This is a genomic window from Spiroplasma sp. ChiS (assembly GCF_002968355.1).
Classification (GTDB): Bacteria; Bacillota_I; Bacilli_A; order Mycoplasmatales; family Mycoplasmataceae; genus Spiroplasma; species Spiroplasma citri.
The window spans coordinates 1-26,968 of the sequence record NZ_PUUH01000011.1; the positions used below are offsets into that span (position 1 = coordinate 1).

42 protein-coding genes and 1 pseudogene are annotated in these 26,968 nt (G+C 30.6%); 41 read left to right on the forward strand and 2 right to left on the reverse strand.

The genetic code is table 4. The features are described from left to right. Positions 1–514 precede the first annotated feature (514 nt). The 30 genes from rpsJ (at position 515) to C6B38_RS01205 (ending at position 16,292) form a co-directional block, all read left to right on the forward strand. A complete protein-coding gene (gene rpsJ / locus C6B38_RS01060) occupies positions 515–823 on the forward strand; it encodes a 30S ribosomal protein S10 (protein WP_105298353.1) in 309 nt (102 codons plus the stop codon). Positions 824–887: 64 nt separating this feature from the next. Further along, positions 888–1,664 (forward strand): 50S ribosomal protein L3, encoded by a 777-nt coding sequence (gene rplC, locus C6B38_RS01065; RefSeq protein ID WP_105298325.1) that lies wholly within the window; start codon positions 888–890, stop codon positions 1,662–1,664. Between the two features lie 22 nt (positions 1,665–1,686). After that, a complete protein-coding gene (rplD, locus tag C6B38_RS01070) occupies positions 1,687–2,313 on the forward strand; it encodes a 50S ribosomal protein L4 (RefSeq protein ID WP_105298326.1) in 627 nt (208 codons plus the stop codon). Continuing rightward, a complete protein-coding gene (rplW, locus tag C6B38_RS01075) occupies positions 2,313–2,600 on the forward strand; it encodes a 50S ribosomal protein L23 (protein ID WP_004028424.1) in 288 nt (95 codons plus the stop codon). Before rplD ends, rplW begins: the two co-directional genes overlap by 1 nt. 55 nt (positions 2,601–2,655) lie before the next feature. Beyond that, complete coding sequence (gene rplB, locus C6B38_RS01080; protein ID WP_004028425.1) at positions 2,656–3,492, forward strand: 50S ribosomal protein L2; 837 nt, start codon at positions 2,656–2,658, stop codon at positions 3,490–3,492. A gap of 83 nt (positions 3,493–3,575) precedes the next feature. Beyond that, positions 3,576–3,848 (forward strand): 30S ribosomal protein S19, encoded by a 273-nt coding sequence (rpsS, locus tag C6B38_RS01085; RefSeq protein ID WP_105298327.1) that lies wholly within the window; start codon positions 3,576–3,578, stop codon positions 3,846–3,848. Positions 3,849–3,877: 29 nt separating this feature from the next. Continuing rightward, on the forward strand, positions 3,878–4,216 hold the full coding sequence (gene rplV, locus C6B38_RS01090) for a 50S ribosomal protein L22 (RefSeq protein WP_004028427.1): 339 nt from the start codon (positions 3,878–3,880) through the stop codon (positions 4,214–4,216). A 19-nt stretch (positions 4,217–4,235) separates the two neighbouring features. After that, positions 4,236–4,994, forward strand: coding sequence for a 30S ribosomal protein S3 (rpsC, locus tag C6B38_RS01095; protein WP_105298328.1), 759 nt, complete (start codon positions 4,236–4,238; stop codon positions 4,992–4,994). Then, complete coding sequence (rplP, locus tag C6B38_RS01100) at positions 4,994–5,407, forward strand: 50S ribosomal protein L16 (protein ID WP_105298329.1); 414 nt, start codon at positions 4,994–4,996, stop codon at positions 5,405–5,407. The genes rpsC and rplP overlap by 1 nt, the downstream gene beginning before the upstream one ends. 3 nt (positions 5,408–5,410) lie before the next feature. Next, on the forward strand, positions 5,411–6,412 hold the full coding sequence (rpmC, locus tag C6B38_RS12260; protein ID WP_105298330.1) for a 50S ribosomal protein L29: 1,002 nt from the start codon (positions 5,411–5,413) through the stop codon (positions 6,410–6,412). Next, positions 6,409–6,669, forward strand: coding sequence for a 30S ribosomal protein S17 (gene rpsQ / locus C6B38_RS01110; protein ID WP_037551401.1), 261 nt, complete (start codon positions 6,409–6,411; stop codon positions 6,667–6,669). The genes rpmC and rpsQ overlap by 4 nt, the downstream gene beginning before the upstream one ends. A gap of 21 nt (positions 6,670–6,690) precedes the next feature. After that, positions 6,691–7,059: a 50S ribosomal protein L14 gene (gene rplN / locus C6B38_RS01115; RefSeq protein WP_105298331.1), complete on the forward strand. Its 369-nt coding sequence runs from the start codon at positions 6,691–6,693 to the stop codon at positions 7,057–7,059. Positions 7,060–7,070: 11 nt separating this feature from the next. After that, a complete protein-coding gene (gene rplX / locus C6B38_RS01120; protein WP_105298332.1) occupies positions 7,071–7,391 on the forward strand; it encodes a 50S ribosomal protein L24 in 321 nt (106 codons plus the stop codon). A 19-nt stretch (positions 7,392–7,410) separates the two neighbouring features. Beyond that, the gene (rplE, locus tag C6B38_RS01125) at positions 7,411–7,953 is read left to right on the forward strand and encodes a 50S ribosomal protein L5 (RefSeq protein WP_105298333.1); all 543 of its coding nucleotides are present in this window, start codon (positions 7,411–7,413) and stop codon (positions 7,951–7,953) included. Between the two features lie 13 nt (positions 7,954–7,966). Continuing rightward, entirely contained in the window at positions 7,967–8,152 is a 186-nt protein-coding gene (locus C6B38_RS01130; protein ID WP_004028437.1) for a type Z 30S ribosomal protein S14, read from the forward strand. A gap of 19 nt (positions 8,153–8,171) precedes the next feature. Then, on the forward strand, positions 8,172–8,561 hold the full coding sequence (rpsH, locus tag C6B38_RS01135) for a 30S ribosomal protein S8 (protein WP_105298334.1): 390 nt from the start codon (positions 8,172–8,174) through the stop codon (positions 8,559–8,561). 24 nt (positions 8,562–8,585) lie between these two features. Further along, positions 8,586–9,125 carry a 50S ribosomal protein L6 gene (gene rplF, locus C6B38_RS01140; RefSeq protein ID WP_071936954.1) on the forward strand — a complete coding sequence of 180 codons (540 nt, stop codon included), beginning with the start codon at positions 8,586–8,588 and terminating at the stop codon, positions 9,123–9,125. Positions 9,126–9,146: 21 nt separating this feature from the next. Next, positions 9,147–9,512, forward strand: coding sequence for a 50S ribosomal protein L18 (gene rplR / locus C6B38_RS01145; RefSeq protein WP_105298335.1), 366 nt, complete (start codon positions 9,147–9,149; stop codon positions 9,510–9,512). Between the two features lie 156 nt (positions 9,513–9,668). After that, positions 9,669–10,142: a 30S ribosomal protein S5 gene (gene rpsE, locus C6B38_RS01150; protein WP_146693245.1), complete on the forward strand. Its 474-nt coding sequence runs from the start codon at positions 9,669–9,671 to the stop codon at positions 10,140–10,142. A 12-nt stretch (positions 10,143–10,154) separates the two neighbouring features. After that, positions 10,155–10,592, forward strand: a complete 438-nt coding sequence (gene rplO / locus C6B38_RS01155) for a 50S ribosomal protein L15 (protein WP_105298337.1) — start codon at positions 10,155–10,157, stop codon at positions 10,590–10,592. Then, on the forward strand, positions 10,592–12,019 hold the full coding sequence (secY, locus tag C6B38_RS01160; protein WP_105298338.1) for a preprotein translocase subunit SecY: 1,428 nt from the start codon (positions 10,592–10,594) through the stop codon (positions 12,017–12,019). The genes rplO and secY overlap by 1 nt, the downstream gene beginning before the upstream one ends. Positions 12,020–12,037: 18 nt before the next feature. Continuing rightward, a complete protein-coding gene (locus tag C6B38_RS01165) occupies positions 12,038–12,676 on the forward strand; it encodes an adenylate kinase (protein ID WP_105298339.1) in 639 nt (212 codons plus the stop codon). A gap of 24 nt (positions 12,677–12,700) precedes the next feature. Beyond that, positions 12,701–12,919 (forward strand): translation initiation factor IF-1, encoded by a 219-nt coding sequence (gene infA / locus C6B38_RS01170; RefSeq protein ID WP_105298340.1) that lies wholly within the window; start codon positions 12,701–12,703, stop codon positions 12,917–12,919. A 37-nt stretch (positions 12,920–12,956) separates the two neighbouring features. Beyond that, entirely contained in the window at positions 12,957–13,070 is a 114-nt protein-coding gene (gene rpmJ, locus C6B38_RS01175; protein WP_105298354.1) for a 50S ribosomal protein L36, read from the forward strand. 17 nt (positions 13,071–13,087) lie between these two features. Continuing rightward, a complete protein-coding gene (rpsM, locus tag C6B38_RS01180; RefSeq protein WP_105298341.1) occupies positions 13,088–13,453 on the forward strand; it encodes a 30S ribosomal protein S13 in 366 nt (121 codons plus the stop codon). An 18-nt stretch (positions 13,454–13,471) separates the two neighbouring features. Further along, the gene (rpsK, locus tag C6B38_RS01185) at positions 13,472–13,864 is read left to right on the forward strand and encodes a 30S ribosomal protein S11 (protein ID WP_105298342.1); all 393 of its coding nucleotides are present in this window, start codon (positions 13,472–13,474) and stop codon (positions 13,862–13,864) included. Between the two features lie 15 nt (positions 13,865–13,879). Further along, entirely contained in the window at positions 13,880–14,833 is a 954-nt protein-coding gene (locus tag C6B38_RS01190; protein WP_105298343.1) for a DNA-directed RNA polymerase subunit alpha, read from the forward strand. 15 nt (positions 14,834–14,848) lie between these two features. Continuing rightward, a complete protein-coding gene (gene rplQ, locus C6B38_RS01195; protein ID WP_105298344.1) occupies positions 14,849–15,208 on the forward strand; it encodes a 50S ribosomal protein L17 in 360 nt (119 codons plus the stop codon). Positions 15,209–15,282: 74 nt separating this feature from the next. Then, a complete protein-coding gene (gene map, locus C6B38_RS01200) occupies positions 15,283–16,026 on the forward strand; it encodes a type I methionyl aminopeptidase (protein ID WP_105298345.1) in 744 nt (247 codons plus the stop codon). A gap of 86 nt (positions 16,027–16,112) precedes the next feature. Continuing rightward, positions 16,113–16,292, forward strand: coding sequence for a hypothetical protein (locus tag C6B38_RS01205; protein WP_004028453.1), 180 nt, complete (start codon positions 16,113–16,115; stop codon positions 16,290–16,292). A gap of 32 nt (positions 16,293–16,324) precedes the next feature. On the opposite strand, the gene C6B38_RS10920 is transcribed toward C6B38_RS01205, so the two are convergent. Both C6B38_RS10920 and C6B38_RS10925 read right to left on the reverse strand, forming a co-directional pair. Further along, a complete protein-coding gene (locus tag C6B38_RS10920; RefSeq protein WP_233485461.1) occupies positions 16,325–16,504 on the reverse strand; it encodes a hypothetical protein in 180 nt (59 codons plus the stop codon). A 39-nt stretch (positions 16,505–16,543) separates the two neighbouring features. Beyond that, positions 16,544–16,735 carry a hypothetical protein gene (locus C6B38_RS10925; protein ID WP_233485462.1) on the reverse strand — a complete coding sequence of 64 codons (192 nt, stop codon included), beginning with the start codon at positions 16,733–16,735 and terminating at the stop codon, positions 16,544–16,546. 119 nt (positions 16,736–16,854) lie between these two features. Between C6B38_RS10925 and C6B38_RS01215 the strand changes: the two genes are divergently transcribed. The 11 genes and pseudogenes from C6B38_RS01215 (at position 16,855) to C6B38_RS01260 (ending at position 26,536) form a co-directional block, all read left to right on the forward strand. Further along, on the forward strand, positions 16,855–17,829 hold the full coding sequence (locus C6B38_RS01215) for a glycosyltransferase family 2 protein (RefSeq protein WP_105298346.1): 975 nt from the start codon (positions 16,855–16,857) through the stop codon (positions 17,827–17,829). A gap of 3 nt (positions 17,830–17,832) precedes the next feature. Next, on the forward strand, positions 17,833–18,567 hold the full coding sequence (locus C6B38_RS01220; protein WP_233485463.1) for an RDD family protein: 735 nt from the start codon (positions 17,833–17,835) through the stop codon (positions 18,565–18,567). A 38-nt stretch (positions 18,568–18,605) separates the two neighbouring features. Next, a complete protein-coding gene (locus C6B38_RS01225; RefSeq protein WP_105298348.1) occupies positions 18,606–20,798 on the forward strand; it encodes an ATP-dependent helicase in 2,193 nt (730 codons plus the stop codon). Positions 20,799–20,930: 132 nt separating this feature from the next. Next, positions 20,931–21,194 (forward strand): HPr family phosphocarrier protein, encoded by a 264-nt coding sequence (locus C6B38_RS01230; RefSeq protein ID WP_105298349.1) that lies wholly within the window; start codon positions 20,931–20,933, stop codon positions 21,192–21,194. A 133-nt stretch (positions 21,195–21,327) separates the two neighbouring features. After that, positions 21,328–22,284, forward strand: a complete 957-nt coding sequence (gene tsaD, locus C6B38_RS01235; protein WP_105298350.1) for a tRNA (adenosine(37)-N6)-threonylcarbamoyltransferase complex transferase subunit TsaD — start codon at positions 21,328–21,330, stop codon at positions 22,282–22,284. A gap of 5 nt (positions 22,285–22,289) precedes the next feature. Then, the gene (locus C6B38_RS01240; protein WP_071936971.1) at positions 22,290–23,105 is read left to right on the forward strand and encodes a MurR/RpiR family transcriptional regulator; all 816 of its coding nucleotides are present in this window, start codon (positions 22,290–22,292) and stop codon (positions 23,103–23,105) included. 4 nt (positions 23,106–23,109) lie between these two features. Beyond that, positions 23,110–23,286 carry a hypothetical protein gene (locus C6B38_RS10930; protein ID WP_233485464.1) on the forward strand — a complete coding sequence of 59 codons (177 nt, stop codon included), beginning with the start codon at positions 23,110–23,112 and terminating at the stop codon, positions 23,284–23,286. 61 nt (positions 23,287–23,347) lie between these two features. Continuing rightward, positions 23,348–23,941, forward strand: coding sequence for a MurR/RpiR family transcriptional regulator (locus tag C6B38_RS01245; protein ID WP_233485465.1), 594 nt, complete (start codon positions 23,348–23,350; stop codon positions 23,939–23,941). Positions 23,942–24,021: 80 nt separating this feature from the next. Next, positions 24,022–24,740 (forward strand): annotated as a pseudogene (deoD, locus tag C6B38_RS12265) (purine-nucleoside phosphorylase). A 20-nt stretch (positions 24,741–24,760) separates the two neighbouring features. After that, positions 24,761–26,128 carry an asparagine--tRNA ligase gene (asnS, locus tag C6B38_RS01255; protein WP_105298351.1) on the forward strand — a complete coding sequence of 456 codons (1,368 nt, stop codon included), beginning with the start codon at positions 24,761–24,763 and terminating at the stop codon, positions 26,126–26,128. 123 nt (positions 26,129–26,251) lie between these two features. Beyond that, a complete protein-coding gene (locus tag C6B38_RS01260) occupies positions 26,252–26,536 on the forward strand; it encodes a helix-turn-helix domain-containing protein (RefSeq protein ID WP_105298352.1) in 285 nt (94 codons plus the stop codon). The last annotated feature ends 432 nt before the right edge of the window (positions 26,537–26,968 follow it).

The following is a 26,968-nucleotide window of genomic DNA, read 5'->3' on the forward strand; positions in this document are numbered from 1 at the left end:
GTTTACACAGAAGAAGAAATAATGTTAATCAGAAAAGAATAGATTGAGCAGTTAATGTTATAAATGATAAACTCCGACCGTGTTTAAATTGAATAAGTGCAAAAGAAATGTTTTTACAGAATATTTAAAGAAATTTATTAATTAAAATTTAATAAATGCTTTTTTAGTATGATTAAATATGCTTAAATTAAGTTATATTTATAAAATATTTTATTTTTTTTAAAGTTGCATTTGTTAAAAATGATGTTATCATCAAATTAACAAGAGGCAAAAATTACTGCTTGCATTTACAGGATTCCATAATATTAATTATAATGATATGAAACAAAGAAGTAAAAAAAGATAAAATATTTCATTTTTTTTCTTAAAAAAGACTTGCATTATTGATTATTATCCAATAAAATAAATAAGCATGTATATTTTATGGGAACATCTTTTGTGTTCTATCACTGATACACTGATAGGCGTTGTAAATGTTTACAGAAAAAATATGAATAAATTAGGAGGAAAAGTAATGGCTAAAACTAAAATGAGAATTAAATTAAAAGGTTTTGATCACCGTGTGGTTGATCAATCAATTAAAAAAATCATTGAAGCAGCTCAAGCCGCAGGAGTACAGGTAAAAGGGCCAATCCCTTTACCAACTGATCGTAATATCATTACTATTTTACGAGCAACTCATAAATATAAAGATTCAAGAGAACAATTTGAAATGAGAACACATAAAAGAATTATTGATATTATTAATCCTGATGGTCCAAAGGTAATTGACACTTTAAAAAGAGTGCAACTACCAAGTGGTGTGGAAATTGAAATGAAATAAATAACCATTCTTAAGTTTAATTTATAGACAAGATATACATGACGTATTTTCAAGGAGGAAAGAAATGAAAGGAATCTTAGGACGCAAAATTGGTATGACACAAATTTTTGCTACCGATGGTAGATTAATACCAGTTACAGTAGTTGAAGTAGAACCAAATGTTGTTTTACGAGTGTTAACAAAAGAACAAAATGGTTATCAAGCGCTTCAATTAGCTGTTGAAGATAAAAGAATTAGCTTGGTTTCAAAACCAGACCAAGGACAATTCAAAAAAGCGAATACAACACCTAAGCGCTTCGTTAAAGAAATCAGAAATATGGATGGTTATAATCCTGGTGATATTATTAAAGCTGATATCTTTACTGCTGGGGAATTCGTTGATGTTACAGGAACTTCAAAAGGGAAAGGATTTACAGGTTCAATTAAAAGACACAACTATTCACGGGGACCAATGGGACATGGTTCAGGTTATCACCGTGGCGTTGGGTCAATGGGAGCTATTGCCCCAAATCGAATTTTAAAATCTAAAAAAATGTCTGGACATATGGGAACCGAAAAAGTAACAATTCAAAATTTAGAAGTTATTGCAATTGATACTGAAAAAAATGCTTTATTAGTAAAAGGTTCAATTCCAGGTCCCAAAAAACAATTTGTAGTTATTAAAGAAGCAATTAAAGGTTTAGAACCAAATACACCAACAGAACTAGTTAAAAGAACTGTTGAAACAAAAACACCAGAACCCACAATAAAAGAAGAAAAACCAGTTGAAGGAGTTGTTGATGTAACAGTTGATACAACACCAACAGCAGTCACTGATGCACCAGCATCAAAGACAGAATAGTTTTGTAGAAAGGGATTTTAAAATGAAATTACAAGTACTTGATGCGAAGGGAACGAGCGTTAAAGAAATTAGTGTAAATGATGCCATTTGAGGAATTGAGCCACATCAGCAAGCAATGTTTGATGCTGTTATTGCACAACAAGCCGCAATGCGTCAAGGTACACACAAAACTAAGACAAGAACTGAAGTATCTGGTGGGGGAAGAAAACCTTGAAGACAAAAAGGAACTGGTCGTGCTCGCCAAGGTTCAATTAGAGCACCACAATGAAAAGGAGGAGGGATTGTTTTTGGTCCAACTCCGGAGAAAAATTATTTAAAACATGTCAATAAGAAAGTTAGAAAATTAGCAATTAAATCTGCATTATCATTAAAAGTTCAAGATAAAAACATTATGATAATTGATCAATTTGGAATTGATAAACCTTCAACAAAAGCAATGGTTGAAGTCTTAAATAATTTAAAAGTTAATGGTGAAAAACTATTAATTATTACCACAGAAGGTGATGAAGTTAATTTTAAATCATCACGTAATATCGAAAAAGTAAATATAATTACATCAACTGGTATTAATATTTATGATTTATTAAATGCAAACAAATTATTAGTAACAGAACAAGCAGTAAAAGCAATTGAGGAGGTGTACGCATAATGCATATTACAAATGTCATTAAAAAACCAATTTTATCAGAAAAAACATATCGTAATATGGCGAATGGGGTTTATACTTTTGAAGTTGCGCGTACTGCAAACAAAGTTCAAATTAAAAAAGCTTTTGAAAAAATCTTTGAAGTAAAGGTTGAAAAAGTTAATGTTATTAATTATGACCCAAAAGAAAAGAAAATGGGAAAATTTGTTGGAGAAACAACATACACAAAACGTGCAGTTATTAAATTAAAACCAGGTGAGAAATTAGATTTATTAGGAGAAGATAAATAATTCCAGGATACACTATCTGGGACTGTTTATTGGCGAAATAGGAGGATAAATAACAATGCCAATTAAGAGTTTTAAACCAGTCACACCGAGTCGTCGTAATATGACGTCATTAGATTATTCCGTGCTGACAACTGACCGCCCGGAAAAATCATTAGTTGAAACTAGGAAAAAACATGCTGGTCGTAATAACCAAGGAGTTATTACAACAAGACATAAAGGTGGCGGCCACAAAGTTAAATATCGTATTATTGACTTTAAACGTAATAAAGATAATATTGTTGGAAAAATTGCAACAATTGAATATGATCCAAATCGTAATGCCTTTATTTGTTTAGTTAATTATGTTGATGGTGAAAAAAGATATATTTTGGCACCAAAAACCATTAAAATTGGAATGCAAATTGTTAGTGGTGAGAAGACGGATATTAAAGTTGGAAACTGCATGAAATTAAAAAACATTCCAGAAGGGACTGTTCTACATAATTTAGAATTACGTCCAGGCAAAGGTGGACAATTAGCTCGTTCAGCAGGTTCATCAGTGCAATTATTAGGGAAAGATGAAGATGGCAAATATGTCACAATTCGGTTAACATCAGGTGAAGTTCGTAAGGTTTTAGGAGAATGTCGAGCAACAGTTGGTGAAGTTGGAAACGAAGATTATGCCCTAGTAAATTGAGGAAAAGCGGGACGAAACCGTTGACGTGGAATTCGTCCAACTGTTCGTGGGTCAGTTATGAACCCAAATGACCACCCGCATGGTGGGGGAGAAGGTAAAGCTCCAGTTGGGCGAAAAGCACCAATGACACCATGAGGTAAAAAAGCATTAGGGGTCAAAACTCGTAACAAGAAAAAAGCTTCAACTAAATTAATCGTTAGAAGACGTACTAAATAATCTTGCTAATTAGGGTTAATCCGACAAATAATAGTTGAAAGTAAAAATCAAAATTAGAGAGATTATATATAGGAGGTAAAACAATGTCACGAAGTCTGAAAAAAGGGCCATTTGTTGATAAACATTTACAAAAAAAAGTTGAAGCGTTGAATGCTGCGAATAAAAAAGAAGTTGTTAAAACTTGATCAAGAAGAAGCGTTATCTTCCCAGAGTTTATTGGTCATACTTTTGCTGTCCACAATGGAAAAGAACATATCCCAGTTTATGTTACCGAAGATATGGTTGGTCATAAATTGGGAGAATTCTCACCAACGAGAAAATTTGGTGGACATGGCGACGATAAGAAGAAAAAATAATTAAATTCAGAAAGTGAGTATTTATATAAATGGATGTAAGAGCAAACTTAAGAAGTATTAGAATATCGCCGCGAAAAGTAAGACTAGTTACCGATTTAATTCGGAATAAAAAAGTGGGAGACGCAATAGTTATTCTTAACAACACAAACAAAAAATCATCAGTTCCAGTTCAAAAATTAGTTAAATCAGCGGTAGCAAATGCCGTTAATAATAATGGATTGGATGCTGATCGCTTATTTATTAAAGAAATCTTCGTTAACGAAGGACCAACATTAAAACGTTTCCGTCCGCGTGCACATGGACGAGCATATGAAATATTGAAGAGAACAAGTCATATCACAGTTACTGTTAGTGATGGGCAACAATAAGAAAGGAAGATAACAAGAGATGGGTCAAAAAGTTAGTCCAACAGGATTACGAGTTGGAGTTATTAAAACGTGAGATTCAAGATGATACGCTGAAAAGCAAGAATATGTCAAATGATTGCATCAAGATATCAAGATTAGAAAAGCTCTAATGAAAGAATTAAAAGGAGCAAGTGTTTCTAAAATTGAAATTGAACGAACAAAAAAAGAAATTGTTATCTTTATTAGAACTGCTCGTGTTGGTGTTGTCTTAGGACAAGAAGGAAAAAACATCGCAAAATTAGTAAAATTAGTACATATTACAATTGGCGATCGTAAAATGGAAGTAAAAATTAATGTTGTTGAAATTAAAAACTCGGACACTGATGCACAATTAGTGGCAAATACCATTGCTGAACAGATTGTTAATCGTGCATCATTTAGAAGTGTACAAAAATTAGCAATTAAAAAAGCAATGAAAGCTGGAGCACAAGGAATTAAAACTTCCGTTTCAGGACGTTTAGGAGGCGTAGATATGGCGCGAACAGAAGGATATACCAAAGGAACCGTCCCATTAGCAACTTTACGTAGTGATATTGATTATGCTTTAGCAGAAGCTTTAACAACCTATGGCCAAATTGGAGTTAAAGTTTGAATTTGTAAGGGAGAAATCTTAAGCAAAGAATTAGTTTCCACAAGTGATGAAAAACCAAAGTTTGAAAAACGCGATTTTAATCGTTCAAACAATAATCGTCGTGATCAAGCACCAAAATCACATTCTGTTGCTAAGGAGGCAAAATAATGTTATTACCAAAAAGAACAAAATATCGTCGTCCGCATCGTATTAAATATGAAGGAAAAGCAAAAGGAAATACGAAAGTAGATTTTGGAGAATTTGGATTAAAATCAATAGATGGAGCGTGAATTACAAACCGCCAAATTGAAGCAGCGCGGATTGCGATGACACGTTATATGAAACGTTGAGGAAAAGTTTGAATTAGAATTTTTCCTCATATGGCAAAAACAAAAAAACCATTAGAAGTTCGAATGGGTTCAGGAAAAGGTTCACCTGAAGAATGAGTAGCAGTTGTTAAAACAGGAACTGTTATGTTTGAAGTAGCAGGGGTTTCCGAAGAAACTGCCCGTGAAGCATTACGATTAGCAATGCATAAATTACCAGTAAGATGTAAGATTGTTAAAAAAGGAGAAGAGTAAGAGATGAATGATTTAACCAAAAAATCAGTTGAAGAATTGAAAAAACTGGAAGAAGAATCACGTGCTGAATTATTTGCGTTACGATTCCAATCAGCAATGGGGAATTTAGAAAAACCACATCGCATTGGGGAATTAAAAAATCAAATTGCTCGCATTTTAACAATCTTATCTGCTCGTAAAAATTCTGGGGAAAATACGGCAATTAATGTTAAAGTTAATTTAAATGAAACATATGCGAAAATTGAAAAAGAATCACAAGCATTTGCAAAACAACGCAAGGCAAAAATTGAACAAATGATGGCTGAGCAACAAGCTGCTGAAGGAAAAATGGCAAATTTAATGGATTTACCATTAAATGATGCAATGGATTTAACAGAAGAACAAGTTGTTGTTTCAACACCAATAGGAGAAACAAATGGTCTTGATGAACAAAAAGCACCAGTTGCTGCAAAGAAACCAGCCGCTGTTAAAGATTCTCCTAAGCAAAAAGATGTTGCGGAAGAAAAAACTGCAACTGGAAAAGCAGCCACACCAGTGGCTAAAAAAGATGTTGCACAAGAAACTAAAACTGATAAGGATGCAGCATTAAAAGCTTTAATTAAAGAAAAAGCTGCGGCAAAGAAACCAGCCGCAAAAAGTAAAACATCAACACCAAGCGGCAAAACAACAGTGACTGTTAAATCAGTTACTTCTACTAAAAAATATATTGAAGTACCGAAAGAAACAAAAAAACCAGCACAAACAAAGACTGTCAAAAAAGCATCTGAACTTAATGCAAAAGAAAAATTAGTAGTAATCAAAAGTTCTGTTGCGATGGGTGGTACTGCAAAAGAGCGTGAGTCAGGAGTTAAGATTGATTTAGAATTAAAAGCAAAAGATCCTAACGCAAAAGAATATACTTACGGCACAAATTGAAAAGAAAATCGTGATAAAATTTTAACCGCTAGTAAAACAACAAAAAAAGCCGATAACAAAACAACTAAGAAAGGGACAGGAAAAAAATAATGGAAAGAAATAGTCGTAAAGTCTTACAAGGACGTGTTATTTCAGATAAATCTGAAAAAACAATTACTGTTTTAGTTGAAACATATAAAAATCACCCCTTATATAAAAAACGTGTAAAGTATTCAAAAAAATATTTAGCACACGATGAACAAAATCAAGCCCATATTGGAGATAAAGTAAGCATTATGGAAACGCGTCCTTTATCAAAAACTAAACACTTTCGTTTAATTGAAGTTATTGAAAAAGCAATTGGTTAGTAAGAAGAGAATAATAAAAAAATGATCCAACAAGAATCAAGATTAAAAGTTGCTGATAACTCTGGGGCAAAAGAAGTGTTAGTAATTAAAAATTTGGGTGGTTCATGACGAAAGTTTACTAATATTGGGGATATTGTTGTATGTACAATTAAAAAAGCAACCCCTGGTGGAATTGTTAAAAAAGGACAAGTTGTTAAAGCGGTTATCGTGCGTACTAAACGTGGTTTGAAACGAAGTGATGGAACACAAATTCAATTTTCAGAAAATGCTGTTGTATTAATTAAAGATGATAAAAATCCACGAGGAACACGGATTTTTGGGCCAATTGCCCGGGAAGTTAAAGATGCTGGTTTTGTAAAAATTTCATCATTAGCACCAGAAGTATTATAGGAGGCTATATTATGGATAAAGTTAAATTTAAAAAAGGTGACTTAGTGAAAGTTATAGCCGGAAAATACAAAGGAACAGAAGGACCAATCATTCGTGTCTTACGTGAAAAAAGTCGTGTGGTAATTGAAGGAATTACAAATATTAAACATGTAAAACCTTCGCAAGATAACACTGAAGCAGGAATTCAACAAGTTCCCGCTTCAGTTCATATTTCAAATGTTGCATTAATTGATCCAAAAAATAAAAAAGAAATTACTAAAATTAGTTATCAAATTGCTGATAATGGTAAAAAAGTTCGCATTGCTCGTAAATCAAAAGCGCATTTAGCGTAGAAAGGAATAATGATTAATAATGAATGTTAATTTAGAAAAAAAATATAAGAATACAATTGTTAAAGAATTATTCAAAGAGCAAGACTTTCAATCAATAATGCAGGTTCCTGTTGTTAAAAAAATTGTTGTTAACATGGGAGCTGGTGATGCAACACAAAATAGTAAAGTAATTGAAGATATTACAAATCAATTAGCATTAATAACTGGCCTACGACCAGTTATTACCAAAGCTAAAGGTTCAATTGCTTCCTTTAAATTACGTGAAGGAATGTCAATTGGAGCAAAAGTTACTTTACGTGGGAAAAAAATGTATCAGTTTTTAGACAAACTAATTAACATTGCTTTACCACGAGTAAGAGATTTCCGTGGGCTTAATAAAGATGCCTTTGATGGGCGTGGAAATTATACCCTAGGAATTAAAGAACAAATTATTTTCCCTGAAATTGACTATGATAAAGTTAAAAGAGTACGGGGAATGGATATTACAATTGTCACAAGTGCAACTAATGATGCTGATGCTCGAGCATTATTAAACAAAATGGGAATGCCATTTAAAAAATAGGAGGAAAGAAGATATGGCCAAAAAATCATTAAAAGTTAAACAACAATGCCATCCAAAATTCAAGGTAAGAGGTTATACTCGATGTGGAAACTGTGGGCGACCTCATGCTGTGTTACGTAAATTTGATTTATGTCGTTTATGCTTTAGAAATTTAGCAAGTAAAGGACAAATTCCTGGGGTTAGAAAAGCTTCATGATAGAAAGAGAGACTAATTAATTATGATGATTGATACAATCGCTGATATGCTAACAAGAATTCGCAATGCTAATCAACGTTTACACAGAAGTGTAAAAATGCCATCAAGTAAAATGAAAATAAGAATTGCTGAGATTTTGAAAGAAGAAGGCTATGTCGAAGATTTTAAAGTATCAGGGGATATTAAAAAAGACTTAACGTTAACTTTAAAGTATAAAGGTAAAACAAAAGTTATTTCAGGATTAAAACGAATCTCAAAACCAGGTTTAAGAGTTTATGTAACCGTTGAAAAAGTACCTCAAGTTTTAAATGGGATGGGAATTGCAATTATTTCAACAAACCAAGGAATTATGACAGACAAAACAGCAAAACAAGCTCACTTAGGTGGGGAAGTTATTGCTTATGTGTGATAGAAATATTTAAAGGAGAGCAAAACAATGTCTAGAATTGGTAATAGAGAGTTAAAAATTCCAGTTGGTCTTGAAGTAACAATTCAACCAAATAATGTTATTGTAAAAGGCGTAAAAGGACAATTAGAACAAACAATTCCAAGTGTTATTACTGTTGTCGCCAAAGAAGGTGTTGTGACAACAACTAGAGCAAATGATGTGAAACATAGTAAGCAATTACATGGCACAATTAATTCTTTAATTCAAGGAATGTTAGAAGGTGTCAGCAAAGGTTTCAAAAAAGAATTAGAAATTAATGGAGTAGGGTATCGTGCGGCGTTAGTTGGTGATAAGTTAACGTTAAGTTTAGGATATTCACATCCAGTTGAATATAAAATTCCGCAAGGAATTACAATTACACTTCCAAAGCCAACACAAATTATTGTGGAAGGAATTTCAAAACAATTAGTTGGTGAAGTAGCTGCAAACATCAGAAATTATCGTAAACCAGAACCTTACAAAGGTAAAGGAGTTAAATACAAAAACGAACACATTATCCGTAAAGAAGGAAAATCTGCTGGTAAATAGCAGAAGAAAGGAATATCAACAATGGCAAATTTACAAAGTCAAAGTCGTAGTGCAAAACGAAAAAGAAGACATTTTCGTGTTCGTGCCAAAATTAATGGTACAACAGCTGTTCCTCGTTTAAATGTGTTTAAATCAAATGGGCATTTTTATGCCCAATTAATTGATGATGTGAAGCAAAAAACAATTGTTGCAGCCTCAACATTAAAAATGGTTGGTTTAAAATCAAGAAGCAATATCGCTGCGGCAGAAAAAGTTGGCACTGAAATTGCAAAAAAAGCACTTGAAAAAAAAGTTACAATGGTAGTATTTGATCGTGGTGGATATTTATACCATGGAAAAGTAAAAGCATTTGCAGAGGCTGCTCGTAAAGCAGGATTGAAATTTTAAAAGGAGCAATAAGAAGATATGGCAGAGAATAAAACAGATTTAAAACCAAATACAGGAAACACAGTTCATCCAGCAGCAAAAAGAGAAGGGCCACAACATAATCCTCGTCAAGGCAATCAACGTTTTGAGCGTAATGATCGCCGTGGCGATGAAAATATGTTTGAAGAAAAAGTCGTAACAATTCGTCGTGTTACTAAAGTAACAAAAGGAGGGCGTCATTTCCGCTTTGCGGCAGTTGTTGTGATTGGTGATAAAAAAGGTCGCGTTGGTTTTGGGACTGGGAAAGCAAACGAAGTTCCTGATGCAATCAAAAAAGCAATTAAAGAGGCAAAAAAACAATTAGTAAAAGTGCCACTAGTGGGAACAACTGTTCCGCATGAAGTTATTGGTCATTTTGGAGCAGGAAAAGTATTAATTAAACCAGCTCGCAAAGGGACAGGAGTTATTGCTGGAGGGCCAGTCCGAGTTGTGATTGAATTAGCAGGTTTAGCAGATGTTTATACAAAATCATTAGGATCAAATACCCCAATTAATATGATTCGTGCAACATTAGATGGTTTAAGTAATTTACGAACAATTGATCAAATTGCAAAATTACGTGGTAAAACCGTAGAAGAGTTACAAGGATAAGAGGACAGAACAATGAAATTAAACGAATTACAGTATACTGATGGAGCCCGTCATAGTAAGAAACGACTAGGACGAGGAACTTCATCAGGATTAGGAAAAACAGCTGGTAAGGGACATAAAGGGCAAAATGCCCGCACAGGTGGGGGTGTTCGCCCTGGATTTGAAGGGGGACAAACCCCAATCTTCCGTCGTTTACCAAAGGTTGGTTTTACTAATTTAACAACCAAAAAATATGTCTTGTTAAACTTAAGTGATTTGGAAAAGTTAGGATTAAATGAAATTAACCATCAAACATTAGTTGCCAAAAAAGTGCTAAAAAATGAAAAAGAATTAATTAAAATCTTAGGTAATGGTACAATATCTAAGAGTGTTAATGTTAAAGTTAACAAAGTTTCGCAAACTGCAAAAACAGCAATTGAAAAAGATGGAGGAAAAGTGGAGGTAATATAGTGAAAACTAAAGCGAAAAAAAGAAAAACAACTCGCCGTAATCGTGAGGTTGATATTGTTAAATCATCAAATTTTTTTGTTAAAAATAAAGATTTGATTAAACGAATTGGCTTTACTTTATTAATTTTAGTTTTAATTCGTTTAGGTAGTTATTTAACAGTTCCAGGCGTAAAAATTTCACCTAACTTTCAAGATTTATCAAACAATGATCAGTTCTTTAGTTTGATTTCGATGTTAGGGGGAGGAACACTTGGAAAGTTTTCAATTTTAGCTTTAGGAGTATCACCTTATATTACTGCATCTATTATTGTGCAGTTATTATCAACCGATGTAATTCCGCCCTTATCACGCTGAGCAAAAACTGGTGAACGTGGGCGGAAAAAATTAGATCGTTTAACAAAATGATTAACAATTCCGTTTGCAATTATGCAAGGAATTGCCACAATTTTTACTATGGCAAACCAAGGCATTATTTCTCCAAAATGAGATTCATCTGATTTTGGAACTGGAAGTCCAATCTTTTATTATACATTAGTTCTGACAGCCTTAATTGCAGGAACAATGTTAATGCTTTGATTAGCTGATCAAATGACAATTAGAGGGATTGGTAATGGGGTCTCATTAATTATTTTTGCTGGAATTGTTGCGCAATTACCAAATAATTTACAAACAACCTTTAAATTCTGAATTTCAGCACAAGAAGATATTAACTTATTATTTGATGGAATTTTAAAATTCTTAGTGTATGTCGTAATGTTCTTATTGGTTGTTTTATTTGTTGTAATGTTAAATGAATCAGAACGTAAATTGCCAATTCAGCAAACAGGAAGTGGTTTAGTATCAGGAAATGAAGAAAACCGCCCCTTCTTACCATTAAAAATTAATTCCGCCGGAGTTATTCCCGTAATTTTTGCCTCAGCATTAATTTCAGCCCCAATTACTGTTGCACAAATTATTAGTGTAAGTAATCCAAATAATGGTTTTGTGCAATTTACAAATAATTATTTATTGTTTAGTACATGACCAGGAATTATTATTTATGCAATTTTAACAATTTTATTTACTTTCCTATATTCACAAGTACAAATGAATCCTGAAAAAATTGCTGAGAATTTTCAGAAGGCCGGAACTTTTATTCCTGGCGTTCGCCCTGGGAAAGAAACGGAAAAATACATTAAAGGAACAATCAACCGTTTAAGTATTTTAGGATCAGTCTTTTTAGCAGCAATTGCGATTTTACCCTATGTGATTAGTAAATTAACAGCTTTACCAAGTGCATTAGCAATTGGAGGAACAGGGTTAATTATTATGGTATCAGTAGCATTAGAAACAATTCGTCAAGTTAAAGGGCGAATTACGCAACAAGCGTTTATTGATAAAAAATCACAACAATTAACTGATGATACTAAAGATTCATATTTATGATAGAAAGCCAGAGGAAAGTTAATGCGAAATTTTATTTTGTTAGGAACTCCTGGAAGTGGAAAAGGAACCCAATCAGACCATTTAGTCAAAAAGTTTGGTTTTACTCATATTTCAACTGGTAATATTATTCGAGATAATATTAAGCAAAAAACACCATTAGGTATTTTGTGTCAACAGTATGCTGACCAGGGAAAATTAGTTCCGGATGATATTATGATTCAAATGGTTGAAAACCATTTACAAATAGTAAGGGGTGATTTAATTTGAGATGGTTTTCCACGCACAATTGCACAAGCAAAAAAATTAGATCAATTATTGCAAAAAATAAATAGCAAAGTTGACCATACGTTATATTTTGAAATTGATGAAGCAAAGTTAATCGAACGAATTACGGGACGTTTAACTTGTCCAACTTGTGGGCGAACATATCATAAAACAGCATTGCTACCAAAAGTAGCATGAGTTTGTGATGATGATCAAACCCCATTAGTACAACGAAAAGATGATAACGAAGAAAAAATTAAAATTAGATTAGCGGCATATCATGCTGATACTGCACCGTTAATTGAATATTATTTAAATCAGCAAGTATTAACCGTTATTGATGCTGATATGGAAGGACATGCTGTTTGAGATCAAATTATGGCAGTTTTAAAATAACGGAAATTGGAGGTAATAGATAAAATGGCCAAAACTAATTTATTAGAAGTACAAGGAACAATTTTAAAAGTATTACCAAATACAATGTTTAAGGTGCAATTAGAAAATGGCGCAACTATTTTAGCTCACGTTTCGGGTAAAATCCGAATGAATTACATTCGCATTTTACCCGGCGATACAGTAGTTGTGGAAATGTCACCTTATGACTTAGAACGTGGGCGTATTGTTTTTAGACATAAATAAACAAAATAACAAAAATTTTGGTAAAGGAGAATACACGATGAAAGTAAGATCATCAGTTAAAAAAATCTGCGACAAATGTCGTGTAATTAAAAGAAAAGAGCGTGTGATGATAATTTGTTCACAGCCAAAACATAAACAACGACAAGGTTAAAAAGGGAGGAAAAGAAAATGGCACGTATTGGCGGAGTAGATATTCCAAATGATAAGCGCGTAGTAATTGCGTTAACATATATTTATGGAATTGGAAAACCACAATCACAACAAATTTTAAAAGAAGCAAAAATATCAGAAGATATTCGTGTTAAAGATTTATCAGAAGATGAATTAACAACAATTAGAAATGAAATTGCCAAATTAAAAATCGAAGGAGACTTACGACGTGAAGTTGCCTTGAATATTAAACGTTTAATGGAAATTGGTAGTTATCGTGGAATGCGTCATCGTAAAAGTTTGCCTGCACGCGGACAGTCGTCAAAGCAAAATGCACGAACAGTTAAAGGACCACGTAAAACAGTTGCTAATAAGAAAAAATAGTAGATAAGGAGAACAATTATGACTGTTAGAAAAAAAACGAATAAGAAAAAAGTTAAAAAAAATGTCCTAAAAGGAATTGCACATATTCATTCAACTTTCAATAATACAATTGTTACCCTTTCTGATGAAGCGGGTAATGTCATTTCATGAGCATCAGCAGGGGCAATGGGTTTTAAAGGAAGCAAAAAGTCAACTCCTTATGCTGCTCAAATGGTTGCTGAAGCAGCTGCTGGGAAAGCAAGCCAAGAACACGGAATGAGTAGTGTTCAAGTTGAAGTAAAAGGGCCAGGCCCAGGGCGTGATGCTGCGGTACGGAGCATTCAAACAATTGGATTAGAAATCACTTCAATTAAAGATGTAACGCCAATTCCTCACAATGGGGCACGCCCACCAAAAAGACCAAGAGGATAGGAGAAAGATTAGGCGATGAAACAATTTATTAGACCAGAATTTAAATTACAAGCAGAAGATAAAGCCAATAATTACGGAAAATTTTTAGTTGAACCATTAGAACGAGGATTTGGTGTAACATTAGGAAATGCGATACGTCGAACATTACTATCAGCAACACCAGGAGCCGCCGTTTTTGCTGTTCGAATTAAAGGTGCCTTGCATGAATTTACTGCTATTCCTGGTGTTGTTGAACATGTTACAAAAATAATTTTAAATATTAAAAATTTAGTATTAAAAATTAATCAAGATATTATTCCCGATGGAGAATCGGTAATTTTAAAAGTTGTTTCTTCAAAAGAAGGAGAAATTTACGCAAGAGATTTAGTTGTCCCAACGGGAGTAGAAGTTATTAATGGTGATTTATTATTAGCAACAATTGCTAAAGGTGGAGAATTAGATTTAGAGTTACATGCTCGTAATTCACGTGGGTATAAATCATTTACAGATAATAAAAAAGAAAAAAAATATGCTGATTTAATTGTCATTGATTCAAACTATTGCCCAATTCAGCGTGTGGCATATAATGTTGAGCCAACAAAGGTTGGAAAAAATGCTGACTTAGAAAAATTAGAATTAGAAATTCAAACTGATAGTTCAATTACGCCAGTTAATGCTGTTGCAATGGCAGCAAAAGTTATTACTGAGCATTTAGAATTCTTTGTTAACTTGAATGAAGCAATTAAAGCAACCCAAATTATTTCATCGGAAGCAGAGGCTGAAGAAGATGAATTAGAGCGTAGCATTGATGAACTAGAATTTACGCAACGTTCACAAAATTGTTTAAAAAGAGCAAAAATTGATACCTTGCGTGATTTAGTTTCAAAATCAGAAGATGAAATTCAAGAAATTAGAAACTTAGGGAAAAAATCATTAACAGAAATTAAAGATAAAGTGGCCCAATTAGGTTTAAACTTTCGACGTGATTAAGAGAGGTGAAATAGGATGTCATATCAACAAAAAAGAGGGAAAAATACTGCATGAAGAAATGGCTTAATGCGTAATTTAGCAACCGAGTTAATTATTAATGAACGTTTAGAAGTAACAGAAACACGGGCAAAAGAACTACGCCGCCATGTTGATAAATTAGTTACATTAGGGAAACGACAAGATTTACATGCTCGTCGTCGTGCTGCTAGTTTTTTACGTGATATTGATGCAAATGAAAAAGAAACTGCATTACAAAAATTATTTAATGGTATTGCCAAAAAATATAAAACTCGTAATGGTGGCTATACACGCATTTTAAAATTAGATAATCGTAAAGGAGATAATGCTCCAATGGTGATTATTGAATTAGTCTAAACCAAAAAAATAACTGTTGTATTGTTAGTTTTTTTTCTTTTTATGATAAAATAAAACCTGAAAGGAATTTAACGATGATTACAATTAAAACAGACCAAGAAATTAAATATATGCGCAAAGCTTGCACAACATTAAAACAAATTGACCAAGAATTAAAAGCGATGATTAAACCAGGAATGACAGGCATTATGCTTAATCATCGCGCAGAAGAAATTATTCGAGCAAATAATTGCAAACCAAATTTTAAAGGTTTATATGGTTTTCCATCTGCAATTTGTGTTTCTTTAAATGAAGTTTTAGTTCATGGAATTCCAAATCATACGCCATTTATGGAGGGTGACCTTGTTTCTGTCGATGCAGGTTGTTCATATGAAGGTTATAATAGTGATGGGGCTTTTACTGTAATTGTTGGTAAACCGCGAACAGCAGAACATGTGAAGTTATTAACTGTTACTGAAACAGCCTTAGCAAAAGCAACTGCAATTTTAAAACCAGGAGTGCGAATTGGTGATATTGGTGAAACAATTCAAACATATGTTGAAGGAGAAGGTTTTTTCTTGCCAACTGAATTTACCGGCCATGGGATTGGGCGAGAATTACATGAAGATCCAATGATTCCTAATGTTGGAACAGCAGGCGCCGGAATGCGCTTACAAGCTGGAATGACAATTTGTATTGAACCAATGGTTCAAATTGGAACTAAAGCAATTAAAATGTTAGATGATAATTGAACGCCAGTGTCAGCTTTGCACTTATGCAGTGCGCATTTTGAAGATACGATTTTAATTACACCAACTGGATATGAAGTTTTAACTTAAATTTTCTTGTTAATAAATTGAAAAATCGGTAATTATTGTGTATCATAAATAAATAGGACTTTATGTTTAACATGAAGGGAGATATTATGCGATTTAAACAAAGAAATTGAGTTTGAAAAATTAATATTTTTGGCAAACATATTAAAGTTGGAGCAGGGAAAAGAAATCCGTTTGATTATGCCCGAGTTAAAAAAATGACACGAGAATTAATAAAAAAACAACGATTAGAAGCAAAAACAAATAAAAATAATAACTATCAATTTTAAAAAACCATACTTTCTTAGTATGGTTTTTTAAATTATTTATTAAAATGATAACTATTTTTAATTTTTTGATAAATCATTGTTTTGCAATCTTGATCAAGAAATCCAATAAAAGTAAAAACACCAACAAAATGATAACCAATGCCGATTTTTTTTCATTTAATTTTGCAAAAGTAATTAATAAAATAGTAAATGTAAGTTCAATCATCTGACATATAATTTGCATACCCCTTTTTAATTGCTAATTCTTTTTGCTACAGAGGAACAATATTAGGAAATCAAACTTGCTGATAGTGATTAATATTATAACCACTTGTTAAAGTTGAAAGATGATTTTCATCAGTAAACAAGGTGCTTAAGACATCAAAAATTGTCTGAAATATTATTTGATCATCAGTTGTAATTTCTTTTTGTTGTAAAATTTTTTGTAATGTTTCATTTGGCATTTGAGAAATCCTTCTTTTTAAACTTGTCAATTATTTTACTTTTCTAATATAATAATTATACTAAAAAGAGATTAAAATGTTATAATTATGGTAAGAATTGATTGAGAAAGGGGATTACAATGTTTTTATCATTTCTTATTGTAGCACAAAATAATCAGACAAAATTAATGAAAACTTTACTATCAATTAAAGAACAAACAAGTGATGATTATGAAATTGTTTTAATTGATGATAGTGGATTTCAACCAAAATCACCACTCTTAGAATTTATGAATGAATGTTTTTATAATAATATTGGTAAACAAATTCAAATAATTACAAATTTACGAAGTCAAGGTTTTTCATATGGCATTAATACCGCTATTTCAATTGCGCAAGGAGATTTTTTTATGATTGTTGATGAAGGACAAACAATTCATAAAACAGCAGTTGCAGTTTTAAAAGAAAAAGTTGAAACATATCAAGTTGACCATAAAAAAATTGATATGCTTGAATTTCGTTTACAGTATGCTAATTCAAAAGAAAAAAGCGAAATTTGAAATAAATGTAATGTTTTACTATCACCTAAAACTAATAAAGAAGTGTTAGCATATATTAATTCTTCACTTTTTACAAAGATATTTCGTCGAAACCTTATTTTGCAAAAAAATATTACATTACTTGATTATCGTCGTACCGATACTTTCTTTATTTATAACGCATTAGTTTATACTGGTGGTTTTGTTGCAATTAAAGATGTTTTAGTTGAGTATGACTTAGGAATTGTTAATTATAGTGTTTTTGATTTAATTAAACAATGAATTTATATTTTTAATTTATATCGTGATTTAAATTTATATCGTGAATATCAAGAAGAATTAGAGTATTCTTTTATTCGTTTTTGCTTAATAACATTTTTAGAAATTGTTAGTTTACAAAACAATAAAAGATTATCAATTAAAGCTATTCATAGTGCCGAGAACAAGTTAGAACGTCGTTATAAAAGTTTTGTGAAAAATAAATATATTAAAAATGTGAAAGAACCACAATTTAAAATGATTGTTGCTGATATTAAAGGTTTTATTAAACATTGAAAACTGGAAAATACAAAATAAATGATGCAAGAGTTAGCAAACAATAAAAATTCAACCGTTACTACGATATCAGAACTGGAAGAAGAATATCATCTTCATCAATTAGCGCGTCCAGTTCGTGTGATTTTTGCTCGTTTTTTCGATATTATTTTAGCGAGTTTAATTCCCTTAGCATTAACTTTAACGATGAAATATTGAGATCAAGCTCGAACAATTTGAGCTCCTATTTTAGTTATTGGGATTACTTTTGTTCTTTTCTTTCTTTATTTTATTCTTATTCCTTATTTTTGAGATGGTAAAACAATTGGAAAGTTTTGTTTTCAAATTAAATTAGTTACTAGTGAAACAAAATTAAAATTAGCGGTTATTTTTACTCGTGAGTTATTTATTACATTTTTACCATGATTTGTTGTTTTATTAACAAATTTAAGTTTAAATTTAATTTTTAAAGTTAGTTTAAGTGATTTGTTTCGGGCAACTAATAAAAATCCAATAGCATTAATTATTATTCGAACTATAACAACAATTTATTTTTTATGATATATTGGTTTAATCTTTGGTTTAGTATTAAATCCAAACCATCAAATTTTATTTGATAGTCATTTTCATTTATTTACTGTAAAGAAAAATCCCATTTCTAAAAAAGAACCAAAAGAACCAAAAAAATTAATAACAAGAAAAACAAAACATATTCATTTGCAAGAAAACCAACAAGGAAATATTTCTGATGAAATTTTAAAAGAAATTGATGAATTATAGGGTAAAATCTAATTGTTTGTAAAGAAAGGCAGAATATCATGCTCAATGAATTTATTGAAAATTTAAATCCAAATCAACGCGAAGCTGTTTTAGCAATTACTGGACCAGTGCGAATTATTGCTGGCGCTGGAAGTGGCAAAACACGTATTATTACTAATAAAATTGCATATTTAATTAAATATGCTAATTTGCAACCATGACGGATTTGTGCTGTTACGTTTACTAATAAAGCTACTAATGAAATGAAAACACGTATTATTGATATGATTGGAAATAGTGGTCAACGTTGTCTGATTGCAACTTATCACGCTCTATGTGTTCGTATTTTACGAGAAGATATTATTCATTTAAATTATGATCGGCAATTTAATATTATTGATATGGCAGATCAAGATAGCATCATCCGCAATATTTATAAAACATTACCTGTGAAATATGATGCACAAGAAGCAAAAATGGTCAAGAATTTTATTTCCAAATGAAAAAATGACTTTATTAGTCCAAATAGTGCAAAACAATTGGCAAGTGGGGATGAAGTACGATGAGCAGAAATTTATGACGTTTATGAAAAACGTTTACGAGAGATAAATAGCGTTGATTTTAATGATTTAATTTTATTAACATATAAGTTATTTAAAAATAATGTGGAAGTATTGAAAAAATGACAAAATCATTTTGATTATTTTTTAGTTGATGAATTTCAAGATACTAATGAATTACAATTTGATATTATTAAATGATTAGTTGGTGACAATCACAATATTACTGTTGTTGGTGACCCTGACCAAACCATTTATTCGTGGCGAGGAGCAAAAATTAATTTAATTTTAAATTTTGATAAGTATTTTCCACACACCCAAACAATTATTTTAAATGAAAATTATCGGTCAACACAAAATATTTTATCATTAGCTAATAATTTAATTATTCATAATAAAAATCGAATTGAAAAAGATTTATTTACTATTAAAGCTTCAGGTCAATTACCAATTTTATATCATGGTGCTAATAGTAGCGATGAAAGTGATTTTGTAGCTCATAAAATTAAAACTTTAATGAAAGAAGAAAATTATAATTATAATGATATTTTAATTTTATATCGTGCCAATTACTTATCGCGTGATTTAGAAGGAGCTCTTGCTGATTATGGCCTTTCATATCGTATTTTTGGTGCTTTTAAATTCTATGAACGAAAAGAAATTAAAGATGCCCTTGCTTTTTTAAAAATAATTATGAATAATGATCCTTTAGCCATTGAACGGATTTTGTTGTTAACGCCAAAAATTGGACCAAAAGCATTTGAACAAATTATGCAAATATTAAAAGAACATCAAATAATGTTTACAACATTATTGGAACAACATTTTGATTTGTTACCATTAAATCTTCAACATAGTTTAAATAAACTGCGAGAAGCAATTGTAATAGCATTAGGACAATTACCAACTGCTAAGTCAATTGAAAGCCTATTAGTGCTACTATTAGATAAAACAGGTTATTTGCAGCGCTTACGTGATAACTTTGAAGAAGAACGAGAAGAAAATATTTTAGAATTAATTGCTTCAGTTGTTAAATTTGATAAGCAAAATAAGGATTTAGAAGGAACGGAATTATTAAGTGAATATTTACAATTGATTTCATTACAAACTGACAGTGATAGTGATGATTTAACTGATAATACTATTTCTTTAATGACAATTCATAATGCAAAGGGATTAGAAAAAAAGGTTGTTTTTATTGTTGGTTTAAATGAAGGAATCTTTCCGACAACGCAAGCTATTAAAATGGAAACTGAACAATTAGAAGAAGAACGACGAGCCTTATACGTTGCCATTACAAGGGCAAAAGAATTGTTGTTTATAAGTTATGCTGATGGTTATTCATATATTACGGGTAATGAACGCTTTGAATCACGATTTATTAAAGAATTAAATGGTGATTTTTATGAAAAAGTTAATAGTGAAAGGTTGTTTAGTAAGTCAAAGTCAATTACTATTTCTTTTCATAATCAAAGTGAAAAACAATCACGCACTACTTTTCATCTTAATAAAAACCTTGAGTCATCTTTTAAATCTAATCCATGAAAAGTAAATGATACTGTTAGTCATGAATTATTTGGAATTGGAGTTGTTGTTAAAATCATTGCCCAAAATGTACAAATTGCTTTTCCGAGCCCTTATAATATCAAAATTATTTCAGCAGATAGTCAAGCAATTAAAAAAGTAGAATAATAAATTTAAGAAAATAATAATGTCAATTACTTGAAATTTTTATTTAAAAACATAAAAAATTGTTAAGGGATAATATACTTATTTTTATTTTTTTGATATAATAAGTGAGTATATTTTAAAGGAGGAAATTTAATGGCATCATTTAAAGCTGTTATCGCTGATCCTGTTGGGATGCATGCACGTCCAGCAGCATTAATTGTAGGAGAAGCAGACAAATACCAGTCAGATATTACTATTTTATCAGGAGGAAAAACTGGTAACTTAAAATCAATCATGACTATTATTGCGTTAGGAATTCATCAAGGTGCAGAAGTAGAAATTGTTGCAACTGGTTCTGATGAAGACGCAGCAATTGCAGGGATTGAAAAAGTAATGAAGGATAACAAGGTTATTTAGGGTAATTTTATTAAATATACAAAAATTAAAAAATAATAGATAAATCTATTATTTTTTTGTATATTTTTGATACTTGTTTCTTTCTTAGTATTTTAAGGGAAAATTATTATATAATAATGAGGAGGTGTATGAAATGGTAATTCTTGCAATTGAGACAAGCTGTGATGAAACTAGTATTGCGATTTTTAAGAATGGAAAAATTTTAGCAAATATTATTTCGTCACAAATTAAAGAACATACAAAGTATGGCGGAGTTGTTCCAGAACTTGCTTCGCGGTTACATTTAAAAAACTTTTCTTATGTTTTACTTGAAGCTTTGCAAAAAGCTAAGATTAATATAACAGAGTTACAATACATTGCATACACAGCAAAACCAGGTTTAATTGGAGCATTACATATTGGGAAAATAATAGCAGAAACATTGTCTAATTATTTAGAAATTCCAATTTTACCTTTAAACCATTTATATGGTCATATCTATGCTAGTGCAATCAATAATGATTTTTTATTTCCTCTTTTAGCAGTTCTAGTTAGTGGTGGCCATACTCAGTTAATATTGATGAAAAAACATTTGAATTTTGAAATTTTAGGCTCAACATTGGATGATGCAATTGGTGAATGTTATGATAAGGTTGCCCGAATGTTGGACTTAGAGTATCCGGGCGGGCCAGTTATTGATAAGTTAGCAGCGACAGGTACAACAACACAATATCACTTACCATTACCATTAAATGACCAAAGTTATAATTTCTCTTTTAGCGGATTAAAATCAGCCGTGGCTAATTTAATTGTAAAAGAACAACGTAATACTAAAATTAACCTGTCTAATTTTTGCGCGACATTTCAAAAAACATGTGTTGATATTATTATGCGAAAAACAAAATTAGCAATTCAAAATTTTCAACCGCAAATGGTTACGTTAGTCGGTGGGGTTTCAGCTAATAGCGCATTACGAGCAGCAATTTTAAATTTGGCAGCACCAAATTTAAAAGTTATTATTCCAAAATTAGAATATTGTACGGATAATGCTGCAATGATTGCTCGGTTAGCAGCACAAGAACTACTGGAAAACAACATAAAAGGAGACTAGATAAAATGGCATCATTTTTATCAAAATTAGAAACATTCGATTCAAAGAATTTTACTAAAAAAGAAAATGAAATTATTAAATATATTAAAGAAAATATGAAAGAAGTAACAACAATGAATATTGAAGTTTTAGCACAGCAGGTAAATACTGGTTATAGTGCAATATATGGTTTATTACGAAAAATGCAAATTAATGGTTATCGAGACTTTTTAATTGCGATTGCTGCTGATATTGAAATTAAATCATTAGATTTTGAAAATATGGAAAGTCTAATGAAGAAGACATATTTTGATATTCTTAATCAAAATGATACGATGATTAATAATGAAAAGATGAATCAAACAATTAATGCAATTAAAGGAGCATATCGAATTTTTGTAATTGGAATGGGTTCAACAAATGCTTTATCACAAACATTAGCGTTAGAATTATATCGTTTTGGCTTTAATGCTTTTAATCTAAATGAGAATGAAGAAGACTTAATGGTTCGTTCTCGTTTTATGAATAAAAATGATTTAATTTTAGCCTATTCATTATTTGGTGATAATGAAGCAGTTAATAAAGCATTAACAATTACAAAAGAAAAAGGAGTAACTATTGTAGTAATTTCTGGGAAAGATATGTCAAAAGCAGTTAAATTAGCGAATTGGTCACACATTATTTCAACCCCAAATCAACGGGTAAATGATCATAAAATTTATGTTAACAAATTATTACCTTGAATGTATTTTACTGATGATTTAATTAATAAAGTTTGATCATCAGATATTGTTGATAAAGATTTTGTAATGGATCAACAAGACAATCGTTGAGATTATTAAAACAATGGATAATATTTCAATTCTCTCAAAGTTATCAATGATTCAAGGAACTTGCACAAAAAAAGAAATTAAAATTGCAAATTATATTCGTGAAAATATTCATAATATTCGAAATCTTAAAATTGAAGATTTGTCAAAAGTAACTGGAATAGGTTATTCACCAATTTATTCTTTAAATTAAAAATTAGGCTTTATTTGGTTATCGTGATTTTATTATTGCAATCGTTGCAGAACAAGAACGTTTGGAAACCAATAATTTGTATTTAGATGCAACAGAAAATATTTTTTTATATTATCAAGATATGTTAGAACGTAATCAACAGACTTTTGATAATGTTAAAGTTTTAGAAACAGTTACTTTACTAAAAAAAGCGAAAGTAATTTATTTAGCTGGTTTGGGAATTTCATCGTTAGCAGTAAAAGAATTAGCTACCCGTTTATTTAGTTTTGGGTTTACTTGTAGTTTGTTGGTGGAAAATGAAAACAATATTATTACCCGTGCGAGTTTAATACAACCAGATAATTTATTAATTTGTATAAGTTTAGAAGGAAAAACAATGGCTGTGATAGCAGCAGCTAAGGAAGCTAAAAATAATGGGGTAAATGTAATTGGTATTACATCAAAGTATAATTCGGATTTATCAAAATATACCGATATTATGCATACTATTATTTCTTCAACTTTGTATGAAAAAAATGAAATTTTTATTTCTGCTTTATTACCGTTAATATATTGAAATGATAATTTAATTAAAACTCTTTTATCTGTTGATAAAGAGCATCAATATTTAGAAAATAGAATTAAAAGTAATAAAATTTTAAAAAAATATTGTTAAAATCAAAGGAACTAATGTTCCTTTTTATTTTTTATAGTACAATATAAATTAAATATAGAAAATGTTAAGAGGGAAACAAAATGACACCACATATCAATGCTAAACAAGAAGAAATTGCCGAAACAAGTCTTAATGCCCGGAGACAGACCACCCATTACGAGCAAAGTTTATTGCGGAAACTTTTCTAGAAAAGATAAAATTAGTAAATGAAATTCGAAATATGTATATCTACACTGGAACTTATAAAAATAAAACAATTACAGTTGTTGGAAGTGGAATGGGCTGTCCAAGTATTGGAATTTATTCATATGAATTATTTAAATTTTATAATGTTGATAATATTATTCGAATTGGCTCAGCGGGTAGTTATGATTATGCACTAAAGATTTATGATATTGTTAATGCAACAGCAGCTTATGGTGAAAATAATTATGCTAGAATTGTAGCAGGAATAGAAGATGAAGTTTTAAATTCTTCACAACATCTTTTTGCAACAATTGAAGAAGTTGCTAAAGCAAAGCAAATTAAAACTTTCACTGGAATTGTTCATTCATCTGATGTGTTTTATCGTAAAAATAAGGATGATTGAAAAAATTAAAACCAAGTATATAATACAGTATGTGTAGAAATGGAAGCATTTGCTTTGTTTGCAAATACATTAACATTAAAGAAAAATGCAGCATCATTATTAACAATTTCTGATTCTTTTATTACAGGTGAATTAACAACAGCAGCCGAACGACAAAATAATTTTTGCCAAATGGTAGAGTTGGCATTAGAAAGTGCAATTAAATTATAAAATAAAAAAGGAGAAAAAATATGACAACAGTTTTACAGTTATATCAAGATCAAATTAAAGATCAAAGTGAAGTTACAATTTTGGGATGAGTGCGTTCTAATCGTAGTAGTAGTAAATTAGGTTTTTTAGTTATGAATGATGGGACTGTTTTTGATAATGTGCAAATTGTTTATAGACCAGAGCAACTTGCTAATTTTTTATCAATTAGTATTTTACGAATTTCATCAGCAATTAAAGTAGTTGGAAAGTTTTGCTTAACACCATCTGCAAAACAACCATTTGAAATTCAAGCATCAGTAATTGAAATTCTTGATGAGGCAACCGAAGATTATCCGTTACAAAAAAAAGAGCATTCTTATGAATATTTACGTGAAATTGCTCATTTGCGAGCAAAAACTAATACATTTAATGCAGTTTTCCGAATTCGTAGTAGTAGTTCTTTTGCAATTCATGAATTTTTTAATAAAAATAATTTTATTTATGTTCATACACCAATTATTACTGGAAATGACGCTGAAGGTGCTGGTGAATCATTTATTGTAACAACGAGAACGGATGACAATTATAATGAAGATTTCTTTGGAAAAAAAGCTAGTTTAACTGTTTCAGGTCAGCTTCATGCTGAGGGTTTTGCACAAGCTTTTCGCAATGTTTATACTTTTGGCCCAACATTTCGTGCTGAAAATTCTAATACAACAAGACATGCTGCTGAATTTTGAATGATTGAGCCTGAAATTGCTTTTATTGATCTAGAAGAAAATATGGCATTAATTGAAAAAATGATTAAGCATATTATTAATTATTTATTTGTTAATAATAGCCATGAACTTGCCTTTTTAAATAGTAACGTTGATGATAAATTATTGAAAAGATTAAAAAGTGTTATAAATGATGAATTTGTTCGTCTATCATATACAAAGTCAATTGAAATTTTGCAAAAAGCTGTGACAAAAGGCCAAAAATTTGAAAATACGAATATTTTTTGAGGAATGGATTTACAAACTGAGCATGAAAGATATTTATGTGAAATAGAAACAAAAAAACCAACCTTTTTATTTAATTATCCAAAAGAAATTAAAGCATTTTATATGAAAATTAATGATGATAATAAAACAGTTGCGGCTTGTGATTTATTAGTGCCAGGAATTGGAGAATTAGTTGGTGGTAGTGTTCGTGAAAATGATTATGATAAAATTGTCAACCGTTGCAATGAATTAAAAATTCCAACGATAGATTTACAATGATATATTGATTTACGAAAATATGGATATTATAAAAGTGCAGGTTTTGGATTAGGGTTTGAACGTTTTGTTATGTATGTGACAGGAATGACAAATATTCGTGATGTGATTCCATTTCCACGCACCCCACGAAACTTATTATTTTAATTTGATGCATATAAAAATTTTATTTAATTATATTTTTTTGTTATAATTTTAGCATTGCATAGATAGAGAGACATAAAATATTTAACTTAGTTACTTATGATAATATGAAAGGAACATATATAAATGAACGAAGTTATTAGACAATTACGAATTCATAAAGGATTAACTCAACGTGAATTAGCCAAAATGTCAGGGTTACAACAATCAACTATTTGTCGAATTGAAAAAGATTGTTCAAAAACAAGTTGAAATAAAATTTTAAAATTACTCGTTGCACTAAAATTAGATGTTAAAAAATTTATTGATAAATTATATACATACAATGAATATGACCGCGTAAAATATTCGGTTGGTATAAATTTACCAAAAACTAAGAAAAAGATAGATATAAAATTCTATCTTTTTTAATTAGGTTAAAATTGTCGTTAACCTTGCTTAGTTTAAGAAAATAACAGCAAAACCAACTAAATAAAAATCTCCTACTTGGAATGTCGTTAAATCAAGCAAGCGAGGATAAACAATACAGTGGTGGCCGTACCGCTACGACATAATGGAGGCAATTCTTTTAGGCAATATAAAAGAGTTATCGTGGTTTGGGGATAAATCTTTAACTTGCAATGGCTAAAGGGTAAGTGTTCCACAATAAAAAAATTTAGAAATCTTACTATTTATAAGGAGGTTTTGAAAGTGTCTTTAAAAGAACTCTGTTGAAAAGAGTTAAAAATTAAATTAGCAAATAAGACAGTATTAATTAATAAATGTCAGTGTTATATCAATGAGTACTTTACAAAATTAACTAAAAACAGAAAAGGCGGCTGATATTGTAAAAAGTATGCTCGG